The sequence below is a fragment of the Kribbella sp. CA-245084 genome (genome assembly GCF_050942355.1).
Classification (GTDB): Bacteria; Actinomycetota; Actinomycetes; order Propionibacteriales; family Kribbellaceae; genus Kribbella.
Map to the genome: position 1 here is coordinate 6,417,446 of NZ_CP192053.1, position 22,129 is coordinate 6,439,574.

At 68.7% G+C, this 22,129-nt stretch carries 23 protein-coding genes; 4 read left to right on the forward strand and 19 right to left on the reverse strand.

Annotation, left to right across the window (positions count from 1 at the left end):
* Window positions 1-11: 11 nt before the first annotated feature.
* Window positions 12-971, forward strand: a complete 960-nt coding sequence (locus ACQPYH_RS30505) for an asparaginase (protein ID WP_432878244.1) — start codon at window positions 12-14, stop codon at window positions 969-971.
* On the opposite strand, the gene ACQPYH_RS30510 is transcribed toward ACQPYH_RS30505, so the two are convergent.
* The 7 genes from ACQPYH_RS30510 to ACQPYH_RS30540 all read right to left on the reverse strand — a co-directional run bounded on the left by ACQPYH_RS30510 (window position 968) and on the right by ACQPYH_RS30540 (window position 9,513).
* Complete coding sequence (locus ACQPYH_RS30510; protein WP_432878247.1) at window positions 968-2,179, reverse strand: RNA polymerase sigma factor; 1,212 nt, start codon at window positions 2,177-2,179, stop codon at window positions 968-970. The two genes, ACQPYH_RS30505 and ACQPYH_RS30510, sit on opposite strands and share 4 nt — an antisense overlap.
* Complete coding sequence (locus tag ACQPYH_RS30515) at window positions 2,157-2,564, reverse strand: YciI family protein (protein WP_432878249.1); 408 nt, start codon at window positions 2,562-2,564, stop codon at window positions 2,157-2,159. Before ACQPYH_RS30515 ends, ACQPYH_RS30510 begins: the two co-directional genes overlap by 23 nt.
* A gap of 64 nt (window positions 2,565-2,628) precedes the next feature.
* The gene (gene ftsY, locus ACQPYH_RS30520; RefSeq protein WP_432894530.1) at window positions 2,629-3,837 is read right to left on the reverse strand and encodes a signal recognition particle-docking protein FtsY; all 1,209 of its coding nucleotides are present in this window, start codon (window positions 3,835-3,837) and stop codon (window positions 2,629-2,631) included.
* Between the two features lie 40 nt (window positions 3,838-3,877).
* On the reverse strand, window positions 3,878-5,491 hold the full coding sequence (gene cydC / locus ACQPYH_RS30525) for a thiol reductant ABC exporter subunit CydC (RefSeq protein WP_432878252.1): 1,614 nt from the start codon (window positions 5,489-5,491) through the stop codon (window positions 3,878-3,880).
* Complete coding sequence (cydD, locus tag ACQPYH_RS30530; RefSeq protein ID WP_432878255.1) at window positions 5,488-7,113, reverse strand: thiol reductant ABC exporter subunit CydD; 1,626 nt, start codon at window positions 7,111-7,113, stop codon at window positions 5,488-5,490. Before cydD ends, cydC begins: the two co-directional genes overlap by 4 nt.
* Window positions 7,110-8,099: a cytochrome d ubiquinol oxidase subunit II gene (gene cydB / locus ACQPYH_RS30535; RefSeq protein ID WP_432878258.1), complete on the reverse strand. Its 990-nt coding sequence runs from the start codon at window positions 8,097-8,099 to the stop codon at window positions 7,110-7,112. The genes cydD and cydB overlap by 4 nt, the downstream gene beginning before the upstream one ends.
* 10 nt (window positions 8,100-8,109) lie before the next feature.
* Window positions 8,110-9,513 carry a cytochrome ubiquinol oxidase subunit I gene (locus ACQPYH_RS30540; protein ID WP_432878261.1) on the reverse strand — a complete coding sequence of 468 codons (1,404 nt, stop codon included), beginning with the start codon at window positions 9,511-9,513 and terminating at the stop codon, window positions 8,110-8,112.
* 112 nt (window positions 9,514-9,625) lie between these two features.
* Here ACQPYH_RS30540 and ACQPYH_RS30545 point away from each other — a divergent pair, with 112 nt between their 5' ends.
* On the forward strand, window positions 9,626-9,988 hold the full coding sequence (locus tag ACQPYH_RS30545) for a BlaI/MecI/CopY family transcriptional regulator (protein WP_338419177.1): 363 nt from the start codon (window positions 9,626-9,628) through the stop codon (window positions 9,986-9,988).
* Window positions 9,985-10,890 (forward strand): M56 family metallopeptidase, encoded by a 906-nt coding sequence (locus ACQPYH_RS30550; RefSeq protein ID WP_432878264.1) that lies wholly within the window; start codon window positions 9,985-9,987, stop codon window positions 10,888-10,890. The genes ACQPYH_RS30545 and ACQPYH_RS30550 overlap by 4 nt, the downstream gene beginning before the upstream one ends.
* On the opposite strand, the gene ACQPYH_RS30555 is transcribed toward ACQPYH_RS30550, so the two are convergent.
* The 5 genes from ACQPYH_RS30555 to ACQPYH_RS30575 all read right to left on the reverse strand — a co-directional run bounded on the left by ACQPYH_RS30555 (window position 10,883) and on the right by ACQPYH_RS30575 (window position 14,538).
* Complete coding sequence (locus ACQPYH_RS30555; protein WP_432878267.1) at window positions 10,883-11,452, reverse strand: dihydrofolate reductase family protein; 570 nt, start codon at window positions 11,450-11,452, stop codon at window positions 10,883-10,885. The two genes, ACQPYH_RS30550 and ACQPYH_RS30555, sit on opposite strands and share 8 nt — an antisense overlap.
* 151 nt (window positions 11,453-11,603) lie before the next feature.
* Window positions 11,604-12,698, reverse strand: coding sequence for a threonine aldolase family protein (locus ACQPYH_RS30560; RefSeq protein WP_432878269.1), 1,095 nt, complete (start codon window positions 12,696-12,698; stop codon window positions 11,604-11,606).
* Window positions 12,699-12,729: 31 nt separating this feature from the next.
* On the reverse strand, window positions 12,730-13,431 hold the full coding sequence (locus ACQPYH_RS30565) for an anti-sigma factor family protein (protein ID WP_432878272.1): 702 nt from the start codon (window positions 13,429-13,431) through the stop codon (window positions 12,730-12,732).
* Window positions 13,428-13,958: a sigma-70 family RNA polymerase sigma factor gene (locus tag ACQPYH_RS30570; RefSeq protein ID WP_432878274.1), complete on the reverse strand. Its 531-nt coding sequence runs from the start codon at window positions 13,956-13,958 to the stop codon at window positions 13,428-13,430. The genes ACQPYH_RS30565 and ACQPYH_RS30570 overlap by 4 nt, the downstream gene beginning before the upstream one ends.
* A 46-nt stretch (window positions 13,959-14,004) precedes the next feature.
* Window positions 14,005-14,538, reverse strand: coding sequence for a COG4315 family predicted lipoprotein (locus ACQPYH_RS30575; RefSeq protein WP_432878277.1), 534 nt, complete (start codon window positions 14,536-14,538; stop codon window positions 14,005-14,007).
* Between the two features lie 85 nt (window positions 14,539-14,623).
* Here ACQPYH_RS30575 and ACQPYH_RS30580 point away from each other — a divergent pair, with 85 nt between their 5' ends.
* Window positions 14,624-14,947 carry a nuclear transport factor 2 family protein gene (locus ACQPYH_RS30580; RefSeq protein ID WP_432878279.1) on the forward strand — a complete coding sequence of 108 codons (324 nt, stop codon included), beginning with the start codon at window positions 14,624-14,626 and terminating at the stop codon, window positions 14,945-14,947.
* A 33-nt stretch (window positions 14,948-14,980) separates the two neighbouring features.
* Here ACQPYH_RS30580 and smc read toward each other — a convergent pair whose 3' ends face one another.
* The 7 genes from smc to coaD all read right to left on the reverse strand — a co-directional run bounded on the left by smc (window position 14,981) and on the right by coaD (window position 22,126).
* Window positions 14,981-18,529, reverse strand: coding sequence for a chromosome segregation protein SMC (gene smc, locus ACQPYH_RS30585; RefSeq protein ID WP_432878282.1), 3,549 nt, complete (start codon window positions 18,527-18,529; stop codon window positions 14,981-14,983).
* Between the two features lie 278 nt (window positions 18,530-18,807).
* Window positions 18,808-18,963, reverse strand: a complete 156-nt coding sequence (locus ACQPYH_RS30590; RefSeq protein ID WP_233715190.1) for a hypothetical protein — start codon at window positions 18,961-18,963, stop codon at window positions 18,808-18,810.
* Window positions 18,964-19,151: 188 nt separating this feature from the next.
* Window positions 19,152-20,006 (reverse strand): bifunctional DNA-formamidopyrimidine glycosylase/DNA-(apurinic or apyrimidinic site) lyase, encoded by an 855-nt coding sequence (gene mutM, locus ACQPYH_RS30595; protein WP_432878285.1) that lies wholly within the window; start codon window positions 20,004-20,006, stop codon window positions 19,152-19,154.
* Window positions 20,007-20,738, reverse strand: a complete 732-nt coding sequence (rnc, locus tag ACQPYH_RS30600) for a ribonuclease III (RefSeq protein WP_130449169.1) — start codon at window positions 20,736-20,738, stop codon at window positions 20,007-20,009. It abuts the gene before it with no gap.
* A 15-nt stretch (window positions 20,739-20,753) separates the two neighbouring features.
* Window positions 20,754-20,945 carry a 50S ribosomal protein L32 gene (gene rpmF, locus ACQPYH_RS30605; protein WP_130387616.1) on the reverse strand — a complete coding sequence of 64 codons (192 nt, stop codon included), beginning with the start codon at window positions 20,943-20,945 and terminating at the stop codon, window positions 20,754-20,756.
* 62 nt (window positions 20,946-21,007) lie between these two features.
* Window positions 21,008-21,529 carry a YceD family protein gene (locus ACQPYH_RS30610; RefSeq protein WP_432878289.1) on the reverse strand — a complete coding sequence of 174 codons (522 nt, stop codon included), beginning with the start codon at window positions 21,527-21,529 and terminating at the stop codon, window positions 21,008-21,010.
* Window positions 21,530-21,658: 129 nt separating this feature from the next.
* A complete protein-coding gene (gene coaD, locus ACQPYH_RS30615) occupies window positions 21,659-22,126 on the reverse strand; it encodes a pantetheine-phosphate adenylyltransferase (RefSeq protein WP_432878292.1) in 468 nt (155 codons plus the stop codon).
* Between the last annotated feature and the right edge of the window lie 3 nt (window positions 22,127-22,129).

Below are 22,129 nucleotides of genomic sequence, written 5' to 3' on the forward strand. Positions count from 1 at the left end.
GGAGATACGCAGTGAGCGTCGCGTTGTTCACGTTGGGCGGAACGATCTCGATGGCAGGCAGCCAGCGGCTGACCGGTGACGACCTCACCGCGGCGATGCCCGGGCTGTCGGAGCTGGGCCACCCGGTGGAGATCCAGGACATCGAGAAGATCCCCAGCGCCAACCTGACCGCCGCCAAGATCCTCGAGGTCGTCGACGCCGCTTCGAAGGCCGTCGCCGCCGGTGCTGCGGGCGTTGTGGTCACGCAAGGCACCGACACGCTCGAGGAGAGCGCGTTTCTCGCGGACCTGGTCTGGCCGCACCCGCAACCGCTCGTCTTCACCGGTGCGATGCGCAACCCGACACTGGCCGGTCCCGACGGTCCCGCCAACCTCCTGGCCGCACTTCGCGTCGCCTGCTCCCCCGCGGCGCGCGATCTGGGCGCACTGGTCGTCTTCAAGGACGAGATCCACGCGGCGCGCTGGGTGCGCAAGACGCACAGCACGAGTACGGCGACCTTCGTGTCACCCAACACCGGGCCGATTGGCCATGTCGTCGAGGACCGGGTCAGCGTCCTCACCCGACCGCTGCGGCTGGACGGCGTACAGGGCAGCGCCGAGCCGGCTGAGCTCGACAATCTCAAGGTGGCGCTCTACACGGTCACCATGGACGACGACGGCCTGCTGCTGCAGGGACTGGCCGACACGCACCAGGGCCTGGTCGTCGCTGGGTACGGCGTGGGGCACGTGCCGGCCGCACTCGCTCCGGTGCTCGGCGACCTGGCCGCCCGGATGCCCGTCGTCCTGACCTCACGTACCGGCGCCGGCTCGGTGGTCCGCAACACGTACCACTCCCCCGGCTCGGAGACCGACCTGTTGCAGCGCGGGCTGATCGACGGCGGATTCCTCGACCCGTACAAGGCTCGCGTGCTCCTTCGGTTGCTCTTGGCAACAGACGACGACCTTGCCGCGGGGTTCGCGCAGTACGCCTAGCTGAGCGAGGAGGCCTTGGTCATCAGGTAGTCGCGTTCGGGGAGGCTCGTCGTACCGCGGGCCGCTGCGCGGAAGTGTTCGGCGGCGGTCTCGCGGTCGCCGCGCATCTCGTAGAGGTGTCCGCGGGTGGCGTCCAGGCGGTAGTGGCCGGCCAGCTCGTCGTCCAGTGGTTCGAGGAGTTTCAGACCGGCGTCGGGGCCGTCCACCATGGCGGCCGCGATCGCCCGGTTGAGCTTCACCATCGGATTGCCGGACAAGTCCTCCAGCAGCCCGTACAGCGCGAGGATCTGCGGCCAGTCGGTGTCCTCGGCGCGGTCAACCTCGTCGTGCAGCGCTGCGATGGCGGCCTGGATCTGGTACTCGCCCAGTGGCGGCGTGTTGAATGCCTCGACCGCTAGTGCGACGCCCTCGGTGATGTGGTCGTGGTGCCACAGCGATCGGTCCTGCTCAGCCAGCGGGATGAGCTCTCCGCCCTGACCGGTCCGCGCTGCGCGGCGGGCGTCGGTCAGCAGCATCAGGGCGAGCAGTCCAGCCACCTGACCGTCATCGGACAGCTGTGCGCGTACTGCGCGCGTCAGCCGGATCGCCTCTGTCGACAGGTCGCTGCGGTGCAGCTCCGGTCCACTGGTACTCGTGTAGCCCTCGTTGAACATCAGGTAGAGGACGTGCAACAGGTTGCGCAGCCGGTCCGGGTCGGCGTCCGGTTCGAAGCTGGCGCCCTTCAACTTCTGCTTCGCCCGGCTGATCCGCTGCGCCATCGTTGCCTCAGGCACCAAATACGCCGTAGCGATCTCGGCCGTGGTCAGACCGCCGACCGCTCGCAGGGTCAGCGCTATCGCCGAGGCCGGGGTGAGCGCGGGATGGCAGCACAGGAACAGCAGCCGGAGCGTGTCGTCGTGCTCCTCGGTCTCCCCACCCGGCACCTCGCGCAGTGCAGCGCGTTCCTCACGTCGGCGGCGCGCCTGCTGCTGCCGTACTTCGTCGATCAGCCGCCGTGAGGCCGTCTGGATCAACCAGGCCTTCGGCTTGTCCGGGCGGCCGTCCCGAGGCCAGGTCGTCGCGGCGGCCAGCAGCGCCTCCTGGACGGCGTCCTCCGCCGCGGCGAAGTCGCCGGACCAGCGCACGACCGCGCCGAGGACCTGCGGCGTCAGCTCGCGCAGCAGGTCCTCCAGGCCGTCAGCCGGGTCAGAAGTCGTGCAGATCGGCATCGCCGTCCATCACTCGGCGTACCTCGATCGGCTGCTCGAGAGGGACACCACCGGGACCGGGAGCGGCAGACTGCTCGGCGGCGATCTCCAGCGCCCGCTCCTCCGACTCGACGTCGACCATCGTGTAGCCGGCCAGGACCTCCTTGGCCTCGGCGTACGGGCCGTCGGTCAGCACCGGCGCACTCACACCGGTCGCCCGGACCACCTTGGCGTGCTTGGGCCAGGTCAGTGCGTTGACCTCGACCAGCTCGCCGCTCTGCCGCAGCCGCTCGATCGAGTCGCCCAGGTGCTTCATGTGGGCGTTCCTGTCGGCCTCGTCCCATTCCAGCATCGGGATGTCGGTCTTACCGCCGTCGTTGGTCATCAGCAGCATGAACTTGGTCATGTCATCTCCTTCTCGTTCGGGCCTTCACCCGGAGACGAAGCCGGCTACTGCAGCTCTACATCGTTCATTCCAGCAGGGCGTCGACGAACTGCTCCGCGTCGAATGGCGCCAGGTCGTCGGGTCCCTCACCGAGACCGACCAGCTTCACGGGTACGCCGAGCTCCCGCTGCACCGCGATCACGATGCCGCCCTTCGCCGTACCGTCCAGCTTGGTCAGGACCAGCCCGGTGACGTCGATGACCTCTGCGAACACGCGGGCCTGGGTGAGGCCGTTCTGACCGGTGGTGGCGTCGATGACCAGCAGTACTTCGTCCACCTGGGCCGTCTTCTCGATGACGCGCTTGACCTTGCCGAGCTCGTCCATCAGACCGGTCTTGGTGTGCAGGCGGCCGGCCGTGTCGACCAGCACGACGTCCGCCTCCTCCGCGATGCCTTCCTTGACCGAGTCGAACGCGATGCTCGCCGGGTCGCCGCCCTCCGGACCGCGCACGGTGCGAGCGCCGACGCGCTCACCCCAGGTCTGCAGCTGGTCCGCGGCGGCCGCGCGGAAGGTGTCGGCGGCGCCGAGGACGACGTGCTTGTCCTCGGCGATCAGTACGCGGGCCAGCCGGCCGACGGTGGTGGTCTTGCCGGTGCCGTTCACCCCGACCATCAGCATGACGGCGGGCTGCCCGTCCTTACGGCTCGCCTTGAGCGACCGGTCCATCGACGGGTCGACCAGGGTGACCAGCTCCTCGCGGAGGATCTCGCGGGCCTGTGCGGCGCCGACGCCCTCCACGCGCATCCGGGTGCGCAGCTTCTCAACCAGCTCCTGCGTCGGCGCGACGCCGACGTCAGCGGTGATCAGCGTGGTCTCGATGTCCTCCCACGCCTCCTCGTCAAGCTTGTCGCGGGACAGCAGTGCGAGCAGGCCCTTGCCGAGCGAGCCCTGCGAACGCGCCAGCCGGGCGCGCAGCCGGACCAGCCGGCCCTGTGCGGACTCCGGCTTCTCGAGCGTCGCGGCGGGAGCAGTCTCTGCCTCCGGAAGCTCGGCGTCCTCCAGCGTCCGGGTCGGGGTGTCCCGGGGTTCCTCGGCGTCCTCACCGACCTTCGGCTCCGGTGCCTCCACGGCGGGCTTGGTGGCCGCGGGCAGCTCGGAACGGCGCCGCCGGGCGACGACCAGACCGGTCGTGCCGACGACGAGAACGACCGCGATCACCACAACGATCGTGATCAGGGCCTGGTCTGTAACGAGTGGCAGCAGGAGCGAGACAAGCTGTGGGGTCAACACGATTCCCCATCTTGACAGACACCCGGCCCGCCGCCCGCATTTGTCACGTCAGGCAAACCAGTTGTCGCGGTACGTGAGGAGGCGCCAGCTCGGGCCGATGGGTGAGCAGTACGACGGTCCGCTCGCCGGCCGCCGCGAACAGGTCGGCGAGCAACGCCCGGCCGGTCTCCTCGTCCAGGTGCTCGGTCGGCTCGTCCAGCACGAGTACGTCGCGGTCGGCGAGCAGGAGCCGCGCGAACGCGAGCCGCTGGCGCTCACCACCGGACAGCCGGGCACCGTGCTCGCCGACCATCGTGTCGAGGCCGTCCGGCAGCTTCTCGACGAAGAGTCCGAGCCGAGCACGGTAGAGCGCCTTCCACAGTTGCAGGTCGCTCACGCCGGGCTTTGCGAGCAGCAGGTTCTCCCGGATGCTCGTGTCGAAGACGTGGCTCTCCTGGGTCAGCAGGCCGACGACGGACCGCACCTGGTCGCCTTCGAGCCTGGCCAGGTCCACACCGTCCAGCAGCACCTCTCCCCCGCGCGGCTCGAGGAACCGCAGCAGTACTGCGGCCAAGGTGCTCTTGCCCGAACCGCTCGGGCCGGTGATCACCACGCGGCTCCCGGCGGGCATATCCAGGCTGAGCCCGTCCAGTACGTCGGTGTCGTCGTACCCGACGCGGAGCAGCTTCACCTGCAGGTCGCGTCCGGTCGGGAGAGGTAGTGGGTCGGTCGGCTCGGTGACCGCGTCCGGGGTGTCCACGAGCTCCTGGACGCGGCCCAGTGCGGCTCGGACCCGGATGGCTAGTTGGGCGGCGGCCGGGATGCCGCCGAGTACGTCGGCCAGGGCGAGTGGGGTGAGGACGAGTACTGCGAACACTGCGCCGGTGATGTTCGCCGTACTGCCGAGGATGAGTGCGGCGATGCTGGCGCCGCCGATGCAGAGGACGAGGAGGGCGCTGCCGAGGCCGGCGCTCCAGGCAGAGCGGCGTTCGGCGGCGGCCAGGCGGGCGTCGTGGCGGGAGAAGTCGTCCAGGACCGCGTCGACCGCGTTGTAGGCCAGTACGTCGGCTGCGGTGAGCAGGGTCTCGGTGGTGGTGGCCGCCACGTCTCCGCGGGCGCCGGCGATGTTGCGCTCGGCTCGCTCGGCGGTGTGGGCGGTCAGCCACGGTACGACAGTGCAGGCGACGAGGACTGCCAGCGCGACTGCTGCACCGGCTGCTGGGAGGAGTAGTGCGAGGAGAGCCACAGTCGCGGCGGCTGTGACGCCGGCTACTGCGACTGGCAGGAGTACACGCAGCCAGAGATCGAGGACCGCATCCACGTCCAGCACGAGCCGGGCGAGCAGGTCGCCCTTCCGCTGGGACGTCGGTCCGATCTTCTCGAGTCGACCGGTGACGCGGGCCCGCGTCTCGCCCAGGACCCGGTACGCCGCGTCGTGGCCGACCAGGCGCTCGACGTACCGGAAGACACCGCGGCCGACACCGAACGCCCGCACCGCCACAATCGGCACCAGCAACAGCAGGATCGGAGGCTGGGCGGAGGCAGCAGTAATCAACCAGGCCGAGGTTGCCAGTAGAGCCACCGCCGACCCCGCAGCTGCAACGCCCAATGCCAACGCGAGCACCAGCCGCCACCGCACACCCGGCTCCGGCCGCACCAACTGCCACGGCGTGCTCATGCGTTCACCAGCTCTCGGGTTCCTACGGAGACTGTTCGGTCGGCAGCTGCAATCAGCGCGGGGCGGTGGGCGACCATCAGGACCGTGCGGCCGGTAGAGCGGAGACCGGTGATGACGGCTGCTTCGGCGTCCGGATCCAGACCAGCGGTCGGCTCGTCCAGCAGGAGTACGGGGGCATTGGTGATGAGTGCTCGAGCCAGGGCGACTCGGCGTTGCTGGCCGCCGGACAGGAGTTGGCCTTGCTCTCCGACCGGCTTGTCCAACGCGAGCTCACCGGCACCTGCAGTGAGGAGGGCCAGGCGGACCTCGTCGTCGGATGCGGTCGGGCAGCCGAGCCGCACGTTGTCGGCGACTGTGCCGAGGCGCAGCCCGGGCCGCTGAGGCACCCAGGCGAACTGGCGCCGCCACTCGGCCGGGTCGAACTCGTCGGCCGCACTGCCACCAGCCACGACCACACCGCGCTCCGGCTCGACAAACCCAAGCAGCACGGCCAGAGCGGTCGACTTCCCAGCGCCACTAGGACCGGTCAGCGCCACTACCTCCCCCGGCCGCAGCTCCAGGTCGAACCCATCCAGCGCAGGCTCGTCACGCCCCGGGTACCGCACCGTCACGTCGTACAGCTGCACCGGACTCACACGCAGGTCAGGCACATCGGTCCGGTCGCCCCGCACCGGCAGCGGCGTCTCCAGGACGCGGAACACCTCCTCGCTCGCGGCAACCCCGTCCGCACTCGCGTGGAACTGCAGTCCGACCTGCCGCAACGGCAAGTACGCCTCCGGCGCCAGGATCAGGACCATCAACGCCGTCTCCAGCCCCAGCTTCCCGTCGACAAGCCGGAGCCCGACGCCTACCGCAACCAGCGCCACGGAGATGCTGGCCAGCAACTCCAGCGCGAACGACGACAAGAACGCCAACCGCAGACTCCCCATCGACGCGGCACGGTGCTGATCGGTCACCCGACGTACGGCGGACTCCTGGGCCTTCGCGCGTCCGAAAAGCTTCAGCGTGGTCAGTCCGCCAATCACATCAGCGAAGTGATGCGCCAGCACCGCCAGCGCATGCTGACGCCGCCGGCTGCGTGCCTGTGTCGCCCAGCCGATCAGCGCCATGAAGATCGGGATCAACGGCAGTGTGACCAGCACCGTCCCCGCGGCGATCAGATCGCCCGTCGCCATCCAGCCGATCACACCGGCCGGCACCGTCGACGCCAGTACGAGCTGCGGCAGGTAGCGGGCGAAGTACGGGTCCAGGTCGTCAAGTCCCTTGGTGAGCAGCGTTGTGAGCGCACTGCTGCGTTCACCACTCAGCCACACCGGTCCGAGCTTCAGCGAGTGCTCCAGCACCTGCCGCCGCAGCGTCGACTTCACCGCTGCCGCAGCGCGCTGCGCGACCACCTCCTGCGCCCACACCAGTAATGCCCGCCCCGCAACAACCAGTGCCAACGCCAGCGCCACACCTGCTACGCCAGTGCCCCGCAGTACGACGCCGGTGATGCCATGCGCCAGCAGCACAGCCTGTACGACGATCAGCACGCCACTCGCGACACCGATCAGTACCGACGCGGCGAGGAAGACCCGGGCGCCCCTGGCCCTCCGCAGCAACCGCGGGTCGAGCGGCTTCACGACGCCGCCACCATCACACGCTTCCGGAACACCCAGTACGTCCAGCCCTGATACAGCAGGACCAGCGGGAAGAAGATCCCCGTGATGATCGTCAGCGCCTTCAACGTGTACGCCGAGGACGCCGCCTCGACCACGGTCAGCGTCGACCCGGGCTCCAGCGTCGACGGCATCACATCCGGGAACAGCGCGACGAACAACGACACGACAGCCAGCCCGATGGCCACCGTCGTACCGATGAAGGCCCAACCCTCGCGACGCAACAGGTTCGCAACCAGACCTCCGGCGAATGCGACGACGGCCACGATCGTGATGATGATCGAGGCAGTGTCGCCGCGCAGCGCCTGCGCCCAGGCCAGGAAGGCGATCGTGAGCACCGCGGCGACGACCCCGGTGCGTGTGGCGAGCCGGTTGGCGCGGGCGCGCAGGTCGTCGGTGGTGCGCAGCGCGAGGAAGATCGCGCCGTGCGTGATGAACACCGCGACGAAGGTGAGTCCGCCGAGCAGTGCGAACGGGTTGAGCAACGTCCCGAAGCTCCCGACATACTCATGATCGGCGTCCAGCGGTACGCCGCGCACGATGTTGCCGAAGGCAATGCCCCACAGCAGCGCGGGCAGCAGCGAGCCGATCATGATCATCAGATCCATCCGGCCACGCCAGACCGGATCGTCGCGCTTGCCGCGGTACTCCAGTGCGACGCCGCGCACGATCAGCCCGACCAGGATCAGGAACAGCGGCAGGTAGAAGCCGCTGAACAGCGTCGCGTACCACTCGGGGAACGCTGCGAACGTGGCGGCGCCGGCCATGATCAGCCAGACCTCGTTGCCGTCCCAGACCGGTCCGATGGTGGTGATCGCCGCTTTTCGTTCGGGCTCGTTGCGGCCGAGTAGGCGGAACAGCATCCCGACTCCGAAGTCGAAGCCCTCGAGCACGAAGTACCCGGTCCACAGCATCGCGATCGCGATGAACCACACAGTCGTCAGTTCCATCTCGAGCCCCTCAGTACGCGAACGAGAGTGGTTTGTCGGGCTGATCCGGTGAGGTCTCCGGTGGATCGTCGGTCCCGGCCAGTCCGCCGCGGATCGTTCGCAGCATCAGCTTGGTCTCGACGATCGCGAGTGCGCCGTACAGCAGGGTGAATCCGGCCAGTGACGTGATCACCTCGCCGCTCGTCGTACTGGGTGACACACCCGATGCCGTGGGCAACAACCCGAAGACCAGCCAGGGCTGCCGTCCGGTCTCGGTGAAGACCCAGCCGAAGGTGTTCGCGATCAGCGGCAGCAGCGGCAACGGCGCTGCCAGCCAGATCAACCAGCGAGTAGGCGCCCGGCCGCGGCGCGTTGTCCACAGTAACCACAGCGCGACCGCCGCGGACGCCATCCCGACGCCGATCATCAGCCGGAAGGTCCAGTAGGTCAGCGGGATGTTCGGCTTGTACGACCCCGGGCCGTACAACTGCTCGTACGCGTCCTGCAGCGAGTTGATGCCCTTGACCTCACCGTTGAAGTGCCCGGTGGCCAGGAACGACAGCAGGTACGGCAGCTTGATCGAGAAGATCTCCTTCGACCCGTCCAGCGTGCCGACGGTGAAGACCGAGAACGACGCCGGCTTCTCGGTCTGGTACAGCGCCTCCGCCGCGGCCATCTTCATCGGCTGTACTTCGGTCATCACCTTGCCCTGCAGGTCACCGCTGATCGCGACGCCCACGCTGGCCACCAGCACGACCGACGCGCCGATCTTCAGCGCCGACCGGAACACGTCCTTGTCCACCAACGGCCGCCGGATCAGGTGCCACAACGCGACACCCGCGACGAACGCGCCGCCGACCATGAACGCGGCGAAGATCGTGTGCGGGTACGTGACCAGCACGACCTTGTTGGTCAGCACCGCCCCGAGATCCGTCAACTCGGCGCGACCACGGATGGCGTTGTAGCGGAAGCCGACCGGGTTCTGCATCCACGAGTTGGCCGCGAGGATGAAGTACGCCGAGAGTTGCGTGCCGAGCACGACCATCCAGATGCAGCCGAGGTGCACGAGCTTGGGCAGGCGCTCCCAGCCGAAGATCCACAGGCCGATGAACGTCGACTCGAGGAAGAACGCGAGCAATCCTTCGAGCGCGAGCGGGGCGCCGAACACGTCCCCGACGAAGCGCGAGTAGTCGCTCCAGTTCATGCCGAACTGGAACTCCTGCACCAGCCCGGTGACCACGCCCATCGCGATGTTGATCAGGAACAGCTTCCCGTAGAACTTGGTCAGCCGCAGGTACTTCTCCTTGCCGGTGCGGTACCACGCGGTCTGCAGGCCGGCCGTGATCGCGACCAGCGAGATCGTCACCGGGACGAAGAAGAAGTGGTACACGGTGGTGATCGCGAACTGCCACCGGGCCAGATCCAGCGTGTCCATCGGAAGGCCTCCCCAGCCATCTACGACGTTTCGTAGTAGATGTTAGCGCGGATCTACTACGACGTGTAGTTATACTGGTCACGTGGCGAGTGAGGACAGAGGACCACGGCCCTTGGGAGACCTTGAGCGCCTGGTGATGGAGCAGCTGTGGGCTGCGTCGACGGCGTTGACCGTGCGCGAGGTGCACGAGCGGCTGGCCGGCACCCGGGAGCTCGCCTACACCACCGTGATGACCGTCCTGGACCGGCTGGCCAAGAAGAAGCTGACCGAGCGCGAGCGCGACGGCAAGGCCTGGCGCTACCGCGCGGCCGCGCCGCGTGAGGAGCTGGCCGCCGACCTGATGCGGGACGCGCTCGACCGCGCCGGCGACCGACGCGAGGCACTGGTCCGCTTCGTCGGCCAGGTGTCCGACGAGGAAGCAGCGCTCCTGCGCGAGGCCCTGTCCCGGCTGGACGGTCAGGAGCGGACGGGGTGATCACCCCGGTCCTGCTGGCCGTCCTCGCGCTCGTCCTCACCGGCCCTGCACCGGCCGTGCTGGCTCGCTCCAACTGGCCCTACCGGGTCCCCCGCGCCGCCGTCATCCTCTGGCAGGCGATCGCCCTGGCCGCTGTACTGGCTGCGCTGGGGGCCGGCATAGCGCTCTCGTACTCGATCGCGGGCGAGCCCGGCAAGCCGAAGTTCGACCCGTCGTCGCCGCGGGACCTCGTAGCCGCATTGATCCTCGCGATGACTGCGTCGGTCGTCATCAGGCTGCTCTGGGCTGTCGGGAAAGTCGCAGTCGGTACAAGGGCACGTCGCAAGCGGCACCGCGATCTGGTCGACGTACTCGCCACTCCGGACGGACTGATCCCCGGACTGCGAGTGCTGGCCGAGGAGACGCCGCTGGCGTACTGCCTGCCGGCACTGCGAGGCGCACGGGTCGTCGTGTCGGTCGGTGCGCTGGACCGGCTGGACGACAGCGAGCTGAAGGCAGTGCTGGCCCACGAGCAGGCGCATCTCCGGGCACGTCACGACCTGGTGCTGGAGGAGTTCACAGCGCTGCACCACGCGTTCCCGCGCTGGGTGCGTAGCGACGTGGCGCTGGAGCAGGCCCGCACGCTGGTGGAGCTCCTGGCTGACGACGATGCGCGCCGCCGCAGCGGCCCAGGCCCGCTGGCCCGCGCTCTGGTCGCACTGGCCGGCTCACCGGCACCTGAAGCGGCTCTGGCGGCAGCCAAGTCCGCCACTGTCCTCCGGGTCGAGCGCCTGGCCGACCCGGCTCCTGACGAGCGCGTGCTCGCCACAGTGACGTACGCCGGCGCGGTCACTCTGCTGGTCCTGCCCACGATCACCATCGCCGCCCCGATCGTAAAGGCGATCGTGGACGCGGTCAGCTAGCCGGCCGGTAGCGCACCAGTACGCCGCCGTTGGCCCACGGGCGTGCCTCGATCAGTTCCAGCTGGACCGGTGGCTCGCCGCTGGGGAACGCACTCTTGCCTGCACCCAGCAGGATCGGACAGATGCGCAACTGGACCTCGTCGACCAGTCCGGCGCGCAGCAACGACTGGAACAGCGTGATGCTGCCCCACAGGATGATGTCCTTGCCGGTGTCCTCGGCCTTCAGCGCACGCACCGCATCGAGATCGCGGATCACCAGACCCGGTTCATAGGACCCCCACGGCGCACTGTCCAGCCTGGTCGACACGACGACCAGACGCAGCGCGTTCAGCATCGGCGCGATCGGCTCGTCCGCGGAGGCGTCGGTCGGCCAGTAGCCCGCGAACAACCGGTACGTCTCGGCGCCGAGCAGCATCGTGTCGACGCTCTCGAGCAGTCGGAGATTGTCGTCGTCGGCAGAGTCGGTGTCGTCCGCGATGGAGTCGAAGAACTCCAGTCCCCCATCAAGCTCGGCGGCGTACCCGTCGAGCGTCACGTACTCCTGGAAGATGAGTCGCCTCATATCCGGCGACACTACCCGAAGCGCTTACCTTCTCCCCGCGCCACAGCAAGCAGCACCAGGCCCGACAGCACCAGCAGAACAACCATCGTCACAACGAAAGTCAGCACTTCACTCCCCGAATCCCCATGCCCCAACACACTTCCCGACGCTCTCAGCGCGTGAGAAGTTCCCCGAACGCCTTCGCGATCTCGTCGACCTGCCAGGTCAGCGAGTGCGGCGTCATCACCATCTCGATCCACGACCAGCCCGGAACATCGGCCGGCTGCCACGGAGAGCACAGCGCCTCACGTGTCCGCTCCATCCTATCGATCGACGCGTGCTCGATCGAATCGGCCGCCCGCGGCGCGTAGAGGCGGAACGAGTTCGTGTGCGGCGGCTCCGGGAAGACGCGGAAACCCTCGCTCTGCAAGGCCATTGCGACCTCGACCGCGCGCTGGTGCAGGTCGTCCATCAGCGGGAGAACCGTCCGCAGCCCGTCGCGCGCGGACACGGCGTACGGGAAGAGCGAGAAGAGGTTGCCGCCGAGCCGGCGCTGCCACCGGCGTACTTCGGCGATGACGTCCTCGGGGCCGGCCAGTGCGGCACCGCTGATGCCGCCGAGCACCTTGTAGAACGACACGTAGACGGTTGAAGCCAGCGCAGCGATCTCAGCCAGGCTGTGTTCGAGGTACGGCGTGCTCTCCCACAGGCGGGCGCCGTCCAGATGCAGCGGTACGCCGCGCTTGGCGCAGTACTCGGAGAAGACGACCAGCTCGTCCCACGTCGGCAGGACGTACCCGGCATCGCGCAGCGGGAGCTCCAGCGTGACCGCGGCCAGTTTGCCGGGGATCGCGGCCAGCTCGTCCGGGCGGGGCTGGCGTGGCTCTGACGTGAGCCGCTCGATCCGTAGGTGATGCACCTCTTCCAGCGCGTTCAGCTCGTGCACCAGGAGGTGAGACAGCCCGTGTACTGCGACCCGGCTGGTCCCCGCGCGATCGGCGTACACGCGGAGCACACTCTGCTGAGCCATGATGCCGGTCGGCAGGAACACTGCTGCCGGCTTGCCCAGCAGTTCGGCTACTTCCTGCTCCAGCGCCGCGACCTCGCCGCCGTTGCCGTACATGTCGACGAGGTCGTCCGTGGCGACTTCTGCGAGCCGCTGCAGCCGGTCCGGCGCCGGCACTCGCCGGTTGCCGAGCCAGCGCTCGCAGTTGTCCGCCGCGTTCTTCCGGCGCTCCCGCAGGTCCTCGGAGGTTGTAGTAGCCACGGTCCCATCCTCTCGTGTCCCGCAACTACTTTCAGATCGTTGCTGTGACCACGTGCTTTCCCTGAAGGGTCCTGATCTCCACGGAGTGCACCTTGTTGAGCGGAACCAGCACACCGCCGCCGAACGTGCTGCCGTTCTTGGCTGCCTTCTCCGACACCACCCAGCTACCGGCCGTCCAGGTCTTGCCGGCGTCGTCGGTGACAAGCAGCTGGCACTGGTCTCCGGCCGTCAGGCCCGTGACCTGCACCTGCACCCAGCTCCACCCGGTCCTCGGCTCGACGGTCGTCGCCATCCTGGCGCCGGACCCCGCATCAATCGCCGTGACTTCCTTGTAGCCGGCTGCAGGCTCGGTGGCCTGCGGCGGTGCGGTCGAGCGACCGAGTGCAACGCCGCCACCGAGGGCACCACCGACCACGACGAGCGCGGCGGCCACCATCAACCAGCGGCGGGGGGCGCGGTGCTTGGCAGGCACCCGTACGGGGGCAGGCTCTGGCGACGACTCGCGGACCTCCCGCAGCGTGCGCTGCAGCAGCAGGTCGCCACCTTCCGGCGGCCCTTCCAGGAACGCCTCCGGTGGGACCTCACCGAGGAAGTCCTTCATCTCCTCGAGCTCAGCGAGCTCGGCACGGCACTCTGCACAGGCGGCAAGGTGCGCGTCGACCTCGGCCACCTCATCGGGTTCCAACGCACCCAAGGCGTAGGCGCCGAGTTGCGTACGGTCATGCTCGTTCATCGGGACACCTCCGCTTCTGTTCCGGCCATCACCGCGCGTAGAGCTCGGAGGGCGTAGTACGAACGCGATTTCACGGTACCGGGTGGGACACCCAGCTCTTTTGCAGCTTCTGCCACGGACCGCCCGCGGTAGTACAGCTGCACGAGTACGTCACGGTGCTCGGGCGACACCTTGTCCAGGGCGTCCATCACGACCATGGTGTTCACCACGGACTCGGAGTGGTCGCTCTGGACCGGCGGCCTGTCCACCACGTCCGCCACTTCGGCCGGACGCACCGCCCGGGCCCGGGCGCGGTCGGTGACGATGTTGCGCGCCACCGTCAGTAGCCAGCCCCGCACCGACCCTCTGCCGGTCGTCAGGTCGCCAGCGTGCTTCCACGCCCGTACCAGTGTCTCCTGTACGACGTCCTCGGCCGCGGCCCGGTCTCCGGTGAGACGGGTCGCGTAGGCGAGCAGACTGCGCCCGTGTTCGGCGTACAGCGTGCGGATCAGCGTCTCGGCATCCTGCGGCTCTGGGGTGTCACCCACGAGCCGCACGATACCGGGATTCGCCGGTGCCAACACCAGCAGAGGTTCAGTAGCCGTTGCCATTCCCGGAGCCGCTCGCTTGGGTAGTGATCTTCTTGCCGTCTGCGCCGACAACCCACCAGACACCGCCGACGGCCTGGCCCTTGGCCTCACCGGCCGCGCTGTCACTGGCGAACAGGTAGAGCGGCAGCCCCCCGATGGCCAACTGCTTGCTGCCGTCCGAGCGGGTGATCGTGCTGATCAGCGAGGCGTCGATCCCGGTGAGCTGCGGCGTACCGTCGCCCGCGGCCACCACCGGCCACTTGGCCAGGCAGTCGCCCTCGCAGTTGGACTTGCCCGAAACGTCCTTGTCGAACACGTAAACAGTCCGTCCGTTGCCGTCGACAACGACCTTGCCGAGACCGGTGACATCGGCCGTCGCGAGCTTCGCCCCAGTTGCAGCCGGCTCGCTGGCCGGCGCCGAGCTGCTGGAGCCCGAACCGGAAGGTGAGCTCGAATCGTCACCACCGCACGCGGTCAGGCCCGATAGGCCGAGCACCGCTGCGCCGATCACGCCGACCACACTGCTCAGTCGCTTCATCGGACCCTCCTAGGTTGACCGTTCGTCACCCGCAACACGTACGGATTCACGGATCGGTTCAACCCGGAGGGCTATCGTCACCACCATGAGCCAGGAGATTCCAGCCGCGGTCCAGCGCGCGCTCACCGCGATCGACGAGCAGGACAACGACGCGTTCGTGGCGGCGTTCGCCCCGGAGGGCTACGTCAACGACTGGGGCCGGGAGTTCCGCGGCCCGGACCAGATCCGCTCCTGGAGCCAGAACGAATTGATCGGTAAGCAGGCCACGTTCACCGACACCCAGGTCACCGTCGCCGGCAACCCGCTGACGATCCTGACCCAGGTGGGCGGGAAGGGCTTCAACGGCCCCTCCCACTTCACCTTCGCCATCGAGGACGACCAGCTCGCCTCGATGACGATCACGGCCTAGACAGCCTCAGACGGCCGGTTCAGATGGGCTGGCTCAGGCGGGTTCGGGTTCGCGGATCCGCTGGGAGATGACCGCGGAGACGCCGTCGCCGCGCATGGTCACGCCGTACAGCGCGTCGGCGACCTCCATGGTGCGCTTCTGGTGGGTGATGACCAGGAGCTGGCTGTTCTCGCGGAGCTCTTCGTAGATCTCCAGCAGGCGGCCCAGGTTCGTGTCGTCGAGGGCGGCCTCGACCTCGTCGAGGATGTAGAACGGCGACGGGCGGGCCTTGAACAGCGCGACCAGGAACGCGACCGCGACCAGTGAGCGCTCACCGCCGGACAGCAGCGACAGCCGCTTGACCTTCTTGCCGGGCGGCCGGGCCTCGACGTCGATACCGGTGCCGAGCATGTCGTCGGGGTCGGTCAGGACGAGTCGGCCCTCACCGCCCGGGAACAGCCGGCTGAACACATGCTCGAACGCGACCTCGACATCGCGGTACGCCTCGGTGAAGACCTGCTCGACCCGCTCGTCGACCTCCTTGACGATGTCCATCAGGTCGCGGCGAGACTTCCTGAGGTCGTCGAGCTGCTCGGACAGGAAGCGGTGCCGCTCCTCCATCGCCTCGAACTCCTCGAGCGCGAGCGGGTTGATCTTGCCGAGCTGGTTCAGCGCCCGTTCGGCCTGCTTCAGCCGCTTCTCGACCTTGGTCCGGTTGAACGGCTCGCCCTCGAGCTCCAGCGTGTCGTCGTCACCGTCCTTGGGCAGCGGCGGGACCAGTTGGTCCGGTCCGTACTCCGTGACCAGCGCGTCGACCTCGATACCGAGCTCACCCAGCGCCTTCTCGTACAGCTGCTCGAGCCGCATCTTCTGCTCGGCCCGTGCCAGCGCGTCCCGGTGGACCGTGTTGGTGAGCTGCTCCAGCTCGGAGCTCAGGTTCCGCGTCGCGGACCGCGCCTGCGAGAGCGCCTGCTCCCGGTCGGCCCGCTGCGCCTGGATCGCCGACCGCTCGGCCGCCGCCTGCTGCAGCGAGGACTCCAGCCGGGCCAGCACGTGCCCAGCAGCCAGGTGCACGGCCTGCGCCGCGTCAGCCTGCCGTGCCCGCCGTGCGGCCCGGGCGATCGCCCTGGCCCGCGCCTCGCGCTCCTGCCGGGCAGCGCGCTCCAGCGAGTCAGCCCGGCCGGACAGCGCCCGGGCCCGCTCCTCGGTGGTACGCAGCGCCAGCCGCGCCTCCATCTCGGTCGCACGCCCCGCCTTGGCCGCCTCGGCCAGCCGGTCACGCTCCGACGTGTCCGGCTCGTCACCGTCGTCGTCGAACGCCTCGGCGTCCATCAGCCGCTCTTCGAGCTCGGCCAGGCCGGACAGGTTCTTGTCGCGCTCCTCTTCAGCCGCAGCGATCGCCTCGCCCATCCGCTGCGCCTCACCGCGGGACGCCTTGGCCAGCGACCCGAAGTGCGCCAGCTGCTCCGCCACCGCAGCCATCGCCGCGTCGGACTCGTGCAGCCGGGCCAGAGTGATCTCGACGGACTCCTTCTGCCGGGCCCGCTCGTCCTCCAGCCCCTGCAGCTCGAACCGCAGCCGCTCGCTCCGCGCCGTCGCCTCGAGCAGCTTCTCCGCCGCCTCGTCGACCGCGGACTGCACCTCGATCAGGCTCGGCGCCGCGTCCGACCCGCCGTACGCGAAGTGCGCGCCCAGTACGTCGCCGGCCCGCGTCGTACACGTCACGTCGGGCAGGTTGCGCACCAGGGACTTCGCCGCCGGTACGTCGTCCACCACGGCGACCTTGCGCAGCAGCCGCCGCAGAGCGGGCCGCAGGGTCTCAGGGCAGTCGACGACATCCACGGCGTACGACGCGCCGTACGGCAGCACCGGCCACAGGGAGTAGTCGTCGGCGGGGGCGTCGCCGAGCAGCATCCCGGCGCGGCCGAGGTCATGCTGCTTCAGATGACCGACAGCCTGCAGCGCGGCGTCAGCGTGCGTAACTGCGACCGCGTCCGCGGCCTCGCCCAGGGCGGCCGCGATGGCCGTCTCGTACCCGGCGCGCACGCTCAGTAGCGCGGCGACCGAGCCCATCAGGCCGTTGACCTGCTCGGAGGCGGCCAGCAGGGCGCCGGCGCCGTCCTTGCGGTTCAGACCCAGCTCGAGCGCTTCCTTGCGTGCGGCGAGACCAGTGCGCTCGCGCTCGGCGTCACGCTCCTCGGCCCGGAGCTTCGTCAGCCGCTCGTCCATCTCGTCGAGCACCGCCTGAGCGGCCTCGAACTGGTCGTCGAGCCCCTTCTCGCCTGCGTCCAGCCCGGCGACCTGGGTCTCCAGCGCGGTGAAGTCGTGCTGCGCCTTGGCGGCGCGGACCTCGGCCTCGTGCATGTTGCTCGCGAGCCGGCCGATCTCGGACTCGGCGGCGGCCGCGCGGCTCTGCAGCGCGTTCACCTGGCCGGTCAGCCGGGCCAGGCCCTCGCGGCGGTCTGCGGCGGCCCGGATCAGCGCGGAGATCCGGCGCTCCTCCTCGGCCTCCTGCGACTCCAGCTGCTGGCGGCGCTCGACCGACTCGGCGAGCAGCTCGGAGTGCGCCTCGACCTCGGCCTCGATCTGGGCCTCGGTCTCCCGGACCCGAGCGGCCTCGAGCTCGAGCTCCTCCGGGTCGCGTCCGGAGCGCGGTCCGTCGTCAGCCTCGTCGTTCAGCGAGCGGATCCGGTCGGCGGCGATCCGCGCCGTACCTTTGATCTTCTCGCCGAAGCCGGACAGCTGGTACCAGGTGTCCTGGGCGGCCTGGAGCGCCGGAGCGTCCTCGCGGAGCGCGTCCTCGAGCTCGGCCTCCAGCTCGCGGGCCTCCCGCAGCTTCGCCTCGGTCTCGGACCGGCGCTCTGTCAGCGCGGCCTCGTCCCGCAGCTCGGCCTCCAGCGCGGACTGGGCCTGGACGATGTCGTCGGCGAGCAGCCGCGCGCGGCCGTCCCGGACCTCCGCCTGGATCGTCACCGCGCGGCGCGCCACCTCCGCCTGGCGCCCGAGCGGCTTCAACTGGCGGCGGATCTCGGCGATCAGATCCCCGAGCCGGTGCAGGTTGCCCTCGGTGGCCTCCAGCTTCCGGATCGCCTTTTCCTTGCGCTTGCGGTGCTTCAGGACGCCGGCGGCCTCCTCGACGAACCCGCGGCGGCCCTCCGGCGTGGCGCGCAGGATCGAGTCGAGCTGGCCCTGGCCGACAATGACGTGCATCTCGCGGCCGATACCGGAGTCGCTGAGCAGCTCCTGGACGTCGAGCAGGCGGCAGTTCTGGCCGTTGATCTGGTAGTCGGACCCGCCGTTGCGGAACATCGTCCGGCTGATCGTCACCTCGGCGTACTCGATCGGCAGCGCGCCGTCGGTGTTGTCGATGGTGAGCACCACCTCGGCGCGGCCCAGCGGGGCGCGGCCGGAGGTGCCGGCGAAGATGACGTCCTCCATCTTGCCGCCGCGCAGCGACTTCGCGCCCTGCTCACCCATCACCCAGGCCAGTGCGTCGACGACGTTGGACTTGCCGGAGCCGTTGGGTCCGACGATGCAGGTGATGCCTGGTTCGAAGTTCATCGTCGTCGCGGACGCGAACGACTTGAATCCCCGGAGCGTCATGCTCTTCAGGTACAAGGCGAAGCTCTCCAACCCGTGAAAGGACAGACGATACCTAAGGAACCGTCGTAACTGCTCGTGCCGCTACCCGGGGGAAGTAGTTCCGCAGCGCAGTCTACAAACAGATGCGCGGGAACTTGTGGAGGCCGACCGGCAAGACCGCAGCCGACTATAAGGGCAACAGTTGCTGAACAAAGAACCGGCGGAGGCCCGGACGGGGGCCACCGCCGTGGTTGTGCGGACGGTCGAGATGCAATTCTCTGTTGTCGCGGCTAGGGTCCTCAGACCGAAGCGGGGGCGCGCAAAGCCTCGTCGACGGTCAGCAGGCGACCCTCGTGAATCTGTGCGACGAGGTGGTCGTTCTCTGCCTGCAGACGCATCACGTGCGCCTCCAGGTCGGCGACACGCCGATTGAGCAGACGAACCTGCTCGAGCATGCGCGGGTCAGTGCCTCCAAGATGCCCTAGAAGAGCCTTGGCCATTGTGCTGTCCTCCGGAAGGGTTCTGGCCGGGTGCGCTCCAGGTCCTGGTCATGAAGGAGCGCTGAAAATGTGTGCCGTCTTTCAGGGTGACACCGGCGGGGGCGACGGGTCAACCTGGGCCACGTTTATTAACGATACCTCGCTCACCAGCGAACGTGGCGGGGAACGGGCTGACATTTCGGGCACCGGTACGACGAACGGTTCATGAACGGCTCGCGACGGATCGGCCGGCCGTCCCGCGGGCACGGCGATCCCTCCTGCCCGTAGACGTTCAGGCCGCGCTCGAAGTACCCGGATTCCCCGTTGACGTTGACGTAAAGCGCGTCAAAGCTGGTGCCACCAACGTTCAGCGCCTCGGCCATCACGTCATGGGCCTGCTGCAGAATCCCCTTTATTTGCAGGGGTTTCAATGTTTCCGTCGCACGGGCGTAGTGTAATTTGGCCCGCCACAACGCTTCGTCGGCGTAGATGTTGCCGATCCCGCTGACCACGGTCTGATCCAGCAGCGCCCGCTTCAGTCCGGTCTTGCGGCGCCTGATCCGCGCCGTCACCGCGTCCGGATCGAACAGAGGATCGAACGGATCCCGGCCGATGTGGGCGATCTCGGCGGGCAGCTCGGCACCGCCCTCGGAGTACGACAGACCACCGAACATCCGCTGGTCCACAAAACGGACCTCTCCGAGGTCGTCCGCAAAGCGGAATCGGACCCGGAGATGCGCCTCGTCGGGCGCGCCGACGGGCTGGACCCGGAACTGGCCGCTCATCCCGAGGTGGGTCAGTACGGCGTCCCCGGACTCCAGCGGGAGCCACAGGTACTTCCCGCGGCGGGCCGGCTCGGCGAACACCTGGCCCTTGAGCCGGGCCACGAAATCGTCCGGCCCGGCGGCATGACGCCGTACCGGGCGGGGATGCAGGACCTCGACCGCGTCGATGGTCCGGCCGGTGGTGAACTCCGCCAGACCCCGGCGGACGACCTCTACCTCAGGAAGCTCGGGCACCTACGGCTGCTGCGAGGGATCCGTGCTGTCGGGATGCGCGGCGCGCAGGGCCTTCCAGGCGGTCTCGGCGGCCTGCTGCTCGGCTTCCTTCTTGCTCCGGCCGATGCCGTGACCGTACGTGTCGGAGCCGATCCGGACCCGGGCCTCGAACGTCTTCGCGTGGTCCGGTCCGGACTCCGCGATCACGTACTCCGGGACGCCGACGCTGAGCTGGGCGACCAGCTCCTGCAGCGACGTCTTCCAGTCCAGGCCGGCGCCGAGCCGGGCCGACGACTCCATCAGGTCGTCGAACAGCCGGTGCACCACCAGGCCCGCGGTCTCGAACCCGCGGTCCAGGTAGACGGCGCCGATCAGCGCCTCGACGCAGTCGGCCAGGATCGACGACTTGTCCCGGCCGCCGGTGGCTTCCTCCCCGCGGCCGAGCCGCAGGTACTTGCCGAGCTTGAGCTCGCGGGCGACACCCGCGAGCGCACGCATGTTGACCACCGCGGCCCGTAACTTGGCCAGCCGGCCCTCGGACAGGTCCGGGTGGTTCCGGAACAGCGACTCCGTGACGATGACGCCGAGCACGGAGTCCCCGAGGAACTCCAGCCGCTCGTTCGTCGGCAACCCGCCGTTCTCGTACGCGAACGATCGGTGGGTGAAGGCGTGCTCCAGCAATTCGTCAGCCAGCGATACGCCGAGCCGCTCGTTCAGCTCGGCGTAGAGCCCCGTTTCGTTGGCAGAGTTCACTGGGTTGGGTGCCGTTTAGCTCTCGACGACCTGGCGACGCTCGCCCTTGGCGCCGTACTGGCCGCAGTTGGGGCAAACGGTGTGCTGCAGGTGCTTCGCGCGGCAGGCGGGGTTCACGCAGGTCACCAGCGACGGGGCAGTGGTCTTCCACTGGGCCCGGCGGCTACGGGTGTTGCTGCGCGACATCTTCCGCTTCGGAACGGCCACGGTTATGACTCCTCGGTTCGGCCGGGGGCTGGTGGACCCGGCCGGCTAGCTGACGTTGGTGTTCAGTTGTGCTGCGGTGGTTCGTCGGTCTGGAGCAGACCGCCGAGGGCGGCCCAACGCGGGTCGACACCGTCCTCGTGCTTGTGGCCGGGATCGTCCGCCAGGCGTGCCCCGCAGTCGGGGCACAGACCCGGACAGTCGTCCGTACACAGCGGCTGGAACGGTAGTGCGAGCACCACCTGGTCCCTCAGCGCCGGCTCGAGGTCGATCAGATCGCCCTCCATCCGGCTGGCCTCGTCCGGCTCGGCTTCGCTCTCCGGGTAGACGTACAGCTCCTGGACGTCAGCGAGGAACTCGTCCTCGATATCGACCAGGCACCGCGCGCACTCCCCGACCAGACGGCCGCGGGCCGTACCGGTGACGAGCACCCCTTCGACCACCGCTTCCAGCCGTAGATCGAACTGGATCGAGTCGCCTTCGGGGACGCCGATCACGTCGATTCCGAGATCTGCCGGCGCCGGCGCCGTGAAAGTGACTTCGCGTTGGGACCCGGCGCGGCGTGACAGCTCGTGCGTATCGATCACGAGTGGGGACCGCGGGTCCAAGACGCTCAGAGCAAACCTTTCAAGCACAGGCAGGCAGGAACTCGGTCTCGTCGAGACCGGTGATCTACACTACCAACTCCGCGGCGCTGGGCCCAATTCGGGGCCAGCCTAGAACTTGTCCAGTAACCGGGAGTGAACGGCAGGGGTCACGAACGTGCTCACATCGCCGCCGAGCCGGGCGATCTCCTTGACCCAGCTGGAGGAGATGAAAGCGTTCTCCGGGGCGGTCGGGAAGAAGAGCGTGTCGACCCCGGTCATCCGCCGGTTCAGCTGGGCCATCTGCAGCTCGTAGTCGTAGTCGGCGGCCGAGCGCAGGCCCTTCACGATCACGCCGGCGCCCTCGGCCCGGCAGTAATCGACCAGCAGCCCGTCGAAGGTGCCGACCCGGACGTTCGGGAACGGCGCGATCAGCTCGGTCAGCATCTCGATCCGCTCCTGCGGCTCGAACAGCCGGTTCTTCGACTGGTTCACCCCGGTCGCGACGATCAGCTCGTCGAAGGCGGCGGCCGCCCGGGTGACGATGTCGAGATGCCCGACGGTGGGCGGGTCGAAGGTCCCTGGAAACAGTGCTTTCATTTT

Bases quoted from the DNA above. Each gene is read 5' to 3' on its own strand.
- cydC (WP_432878252.1), bottom strand. From the start codon at position 5,491: ATGAGCACGCCGTGGCAGTTGGTGCGGCCGGAGCCGGGTGTGCGGTGG.
- ACQPYH_RS30515 (WP_432878249.1), bottom strand. From the start codon at position 2,564: ATGACCAAGTTCATGCTGCTGATGACCAACGACGGCGGTAAGACCGAC.
- ACQPYH_RS30575 (WP_432878277.1), bottom strand. From the start codon at position 14,538: ATGAAGCGACTGAGCAGTGTGGTCGGCGTGATCGGCGCAGCGGTGCTC.
- ACQPYH_RS30580 (WP_432878279.1), top strand. From the start codon at position 14,624: ATGAGCCAGGAGATTCCAGCCGCGGTCCAGCGCGCGCTCACCGCGATC.
- smc (WP_432878282.1), bottom strand. From the start codon at position 18,529: ATGACGCTCCGGGGATTCAAGTCGTTCGCGTCCGCGACGACGATGAAC.
- ACQPYH_RS30565 (WP_432878272.1), bottom strand. From the start codon at position 13,431: ATGAACGAGCATGACCGTACGCAACTCGGCGCCTACGCCTTGGGTGCG.
- ACQPYH_RS30555 (WP_432878267.1), bottom strand. From the start codon at position 11,452: ATGAGGCGACTCATCTTCCAGGAGTACGTGACGCTCGACGGGTACGCC.
- coaD (WP_432878292.1), bottom strand. From the start codon at position 22,126: ATGAAAGCACTGTTTCCAGGGACCTTCGACCCGCCCACCGTCGGGCAT.
- ACQPYH_RS30540 (WP_432878261.1), bottom strand. From the start codon at position 9,513: ATGGACACGCTGGATCTGGCCCGGTGGCAGTTCGCGATCACCACCGTG.
- ACQPYH_RS30590 (WP_233715190.1), bottom strand. From the start codon at position 18,963: ATGCTCGAGCAGGTTCGTCTGCTCAATCGGCGTGTCGCCGACCTGGAG.
- ACQPYH_RS30510 (WP_432878247.1), bottom strand. From the start codon at position 2,179: ATGCCGATCTGCACGACTTCTGACCCGGCTGACGGCCTGGAGGACCTG.
- cydB (WP_432878258.1), bottom strand. From the start codon at position 8,099: ATGGAACTGACGACTGTGTGGTTCATCGCGATCGCGATGCTGTGGACC.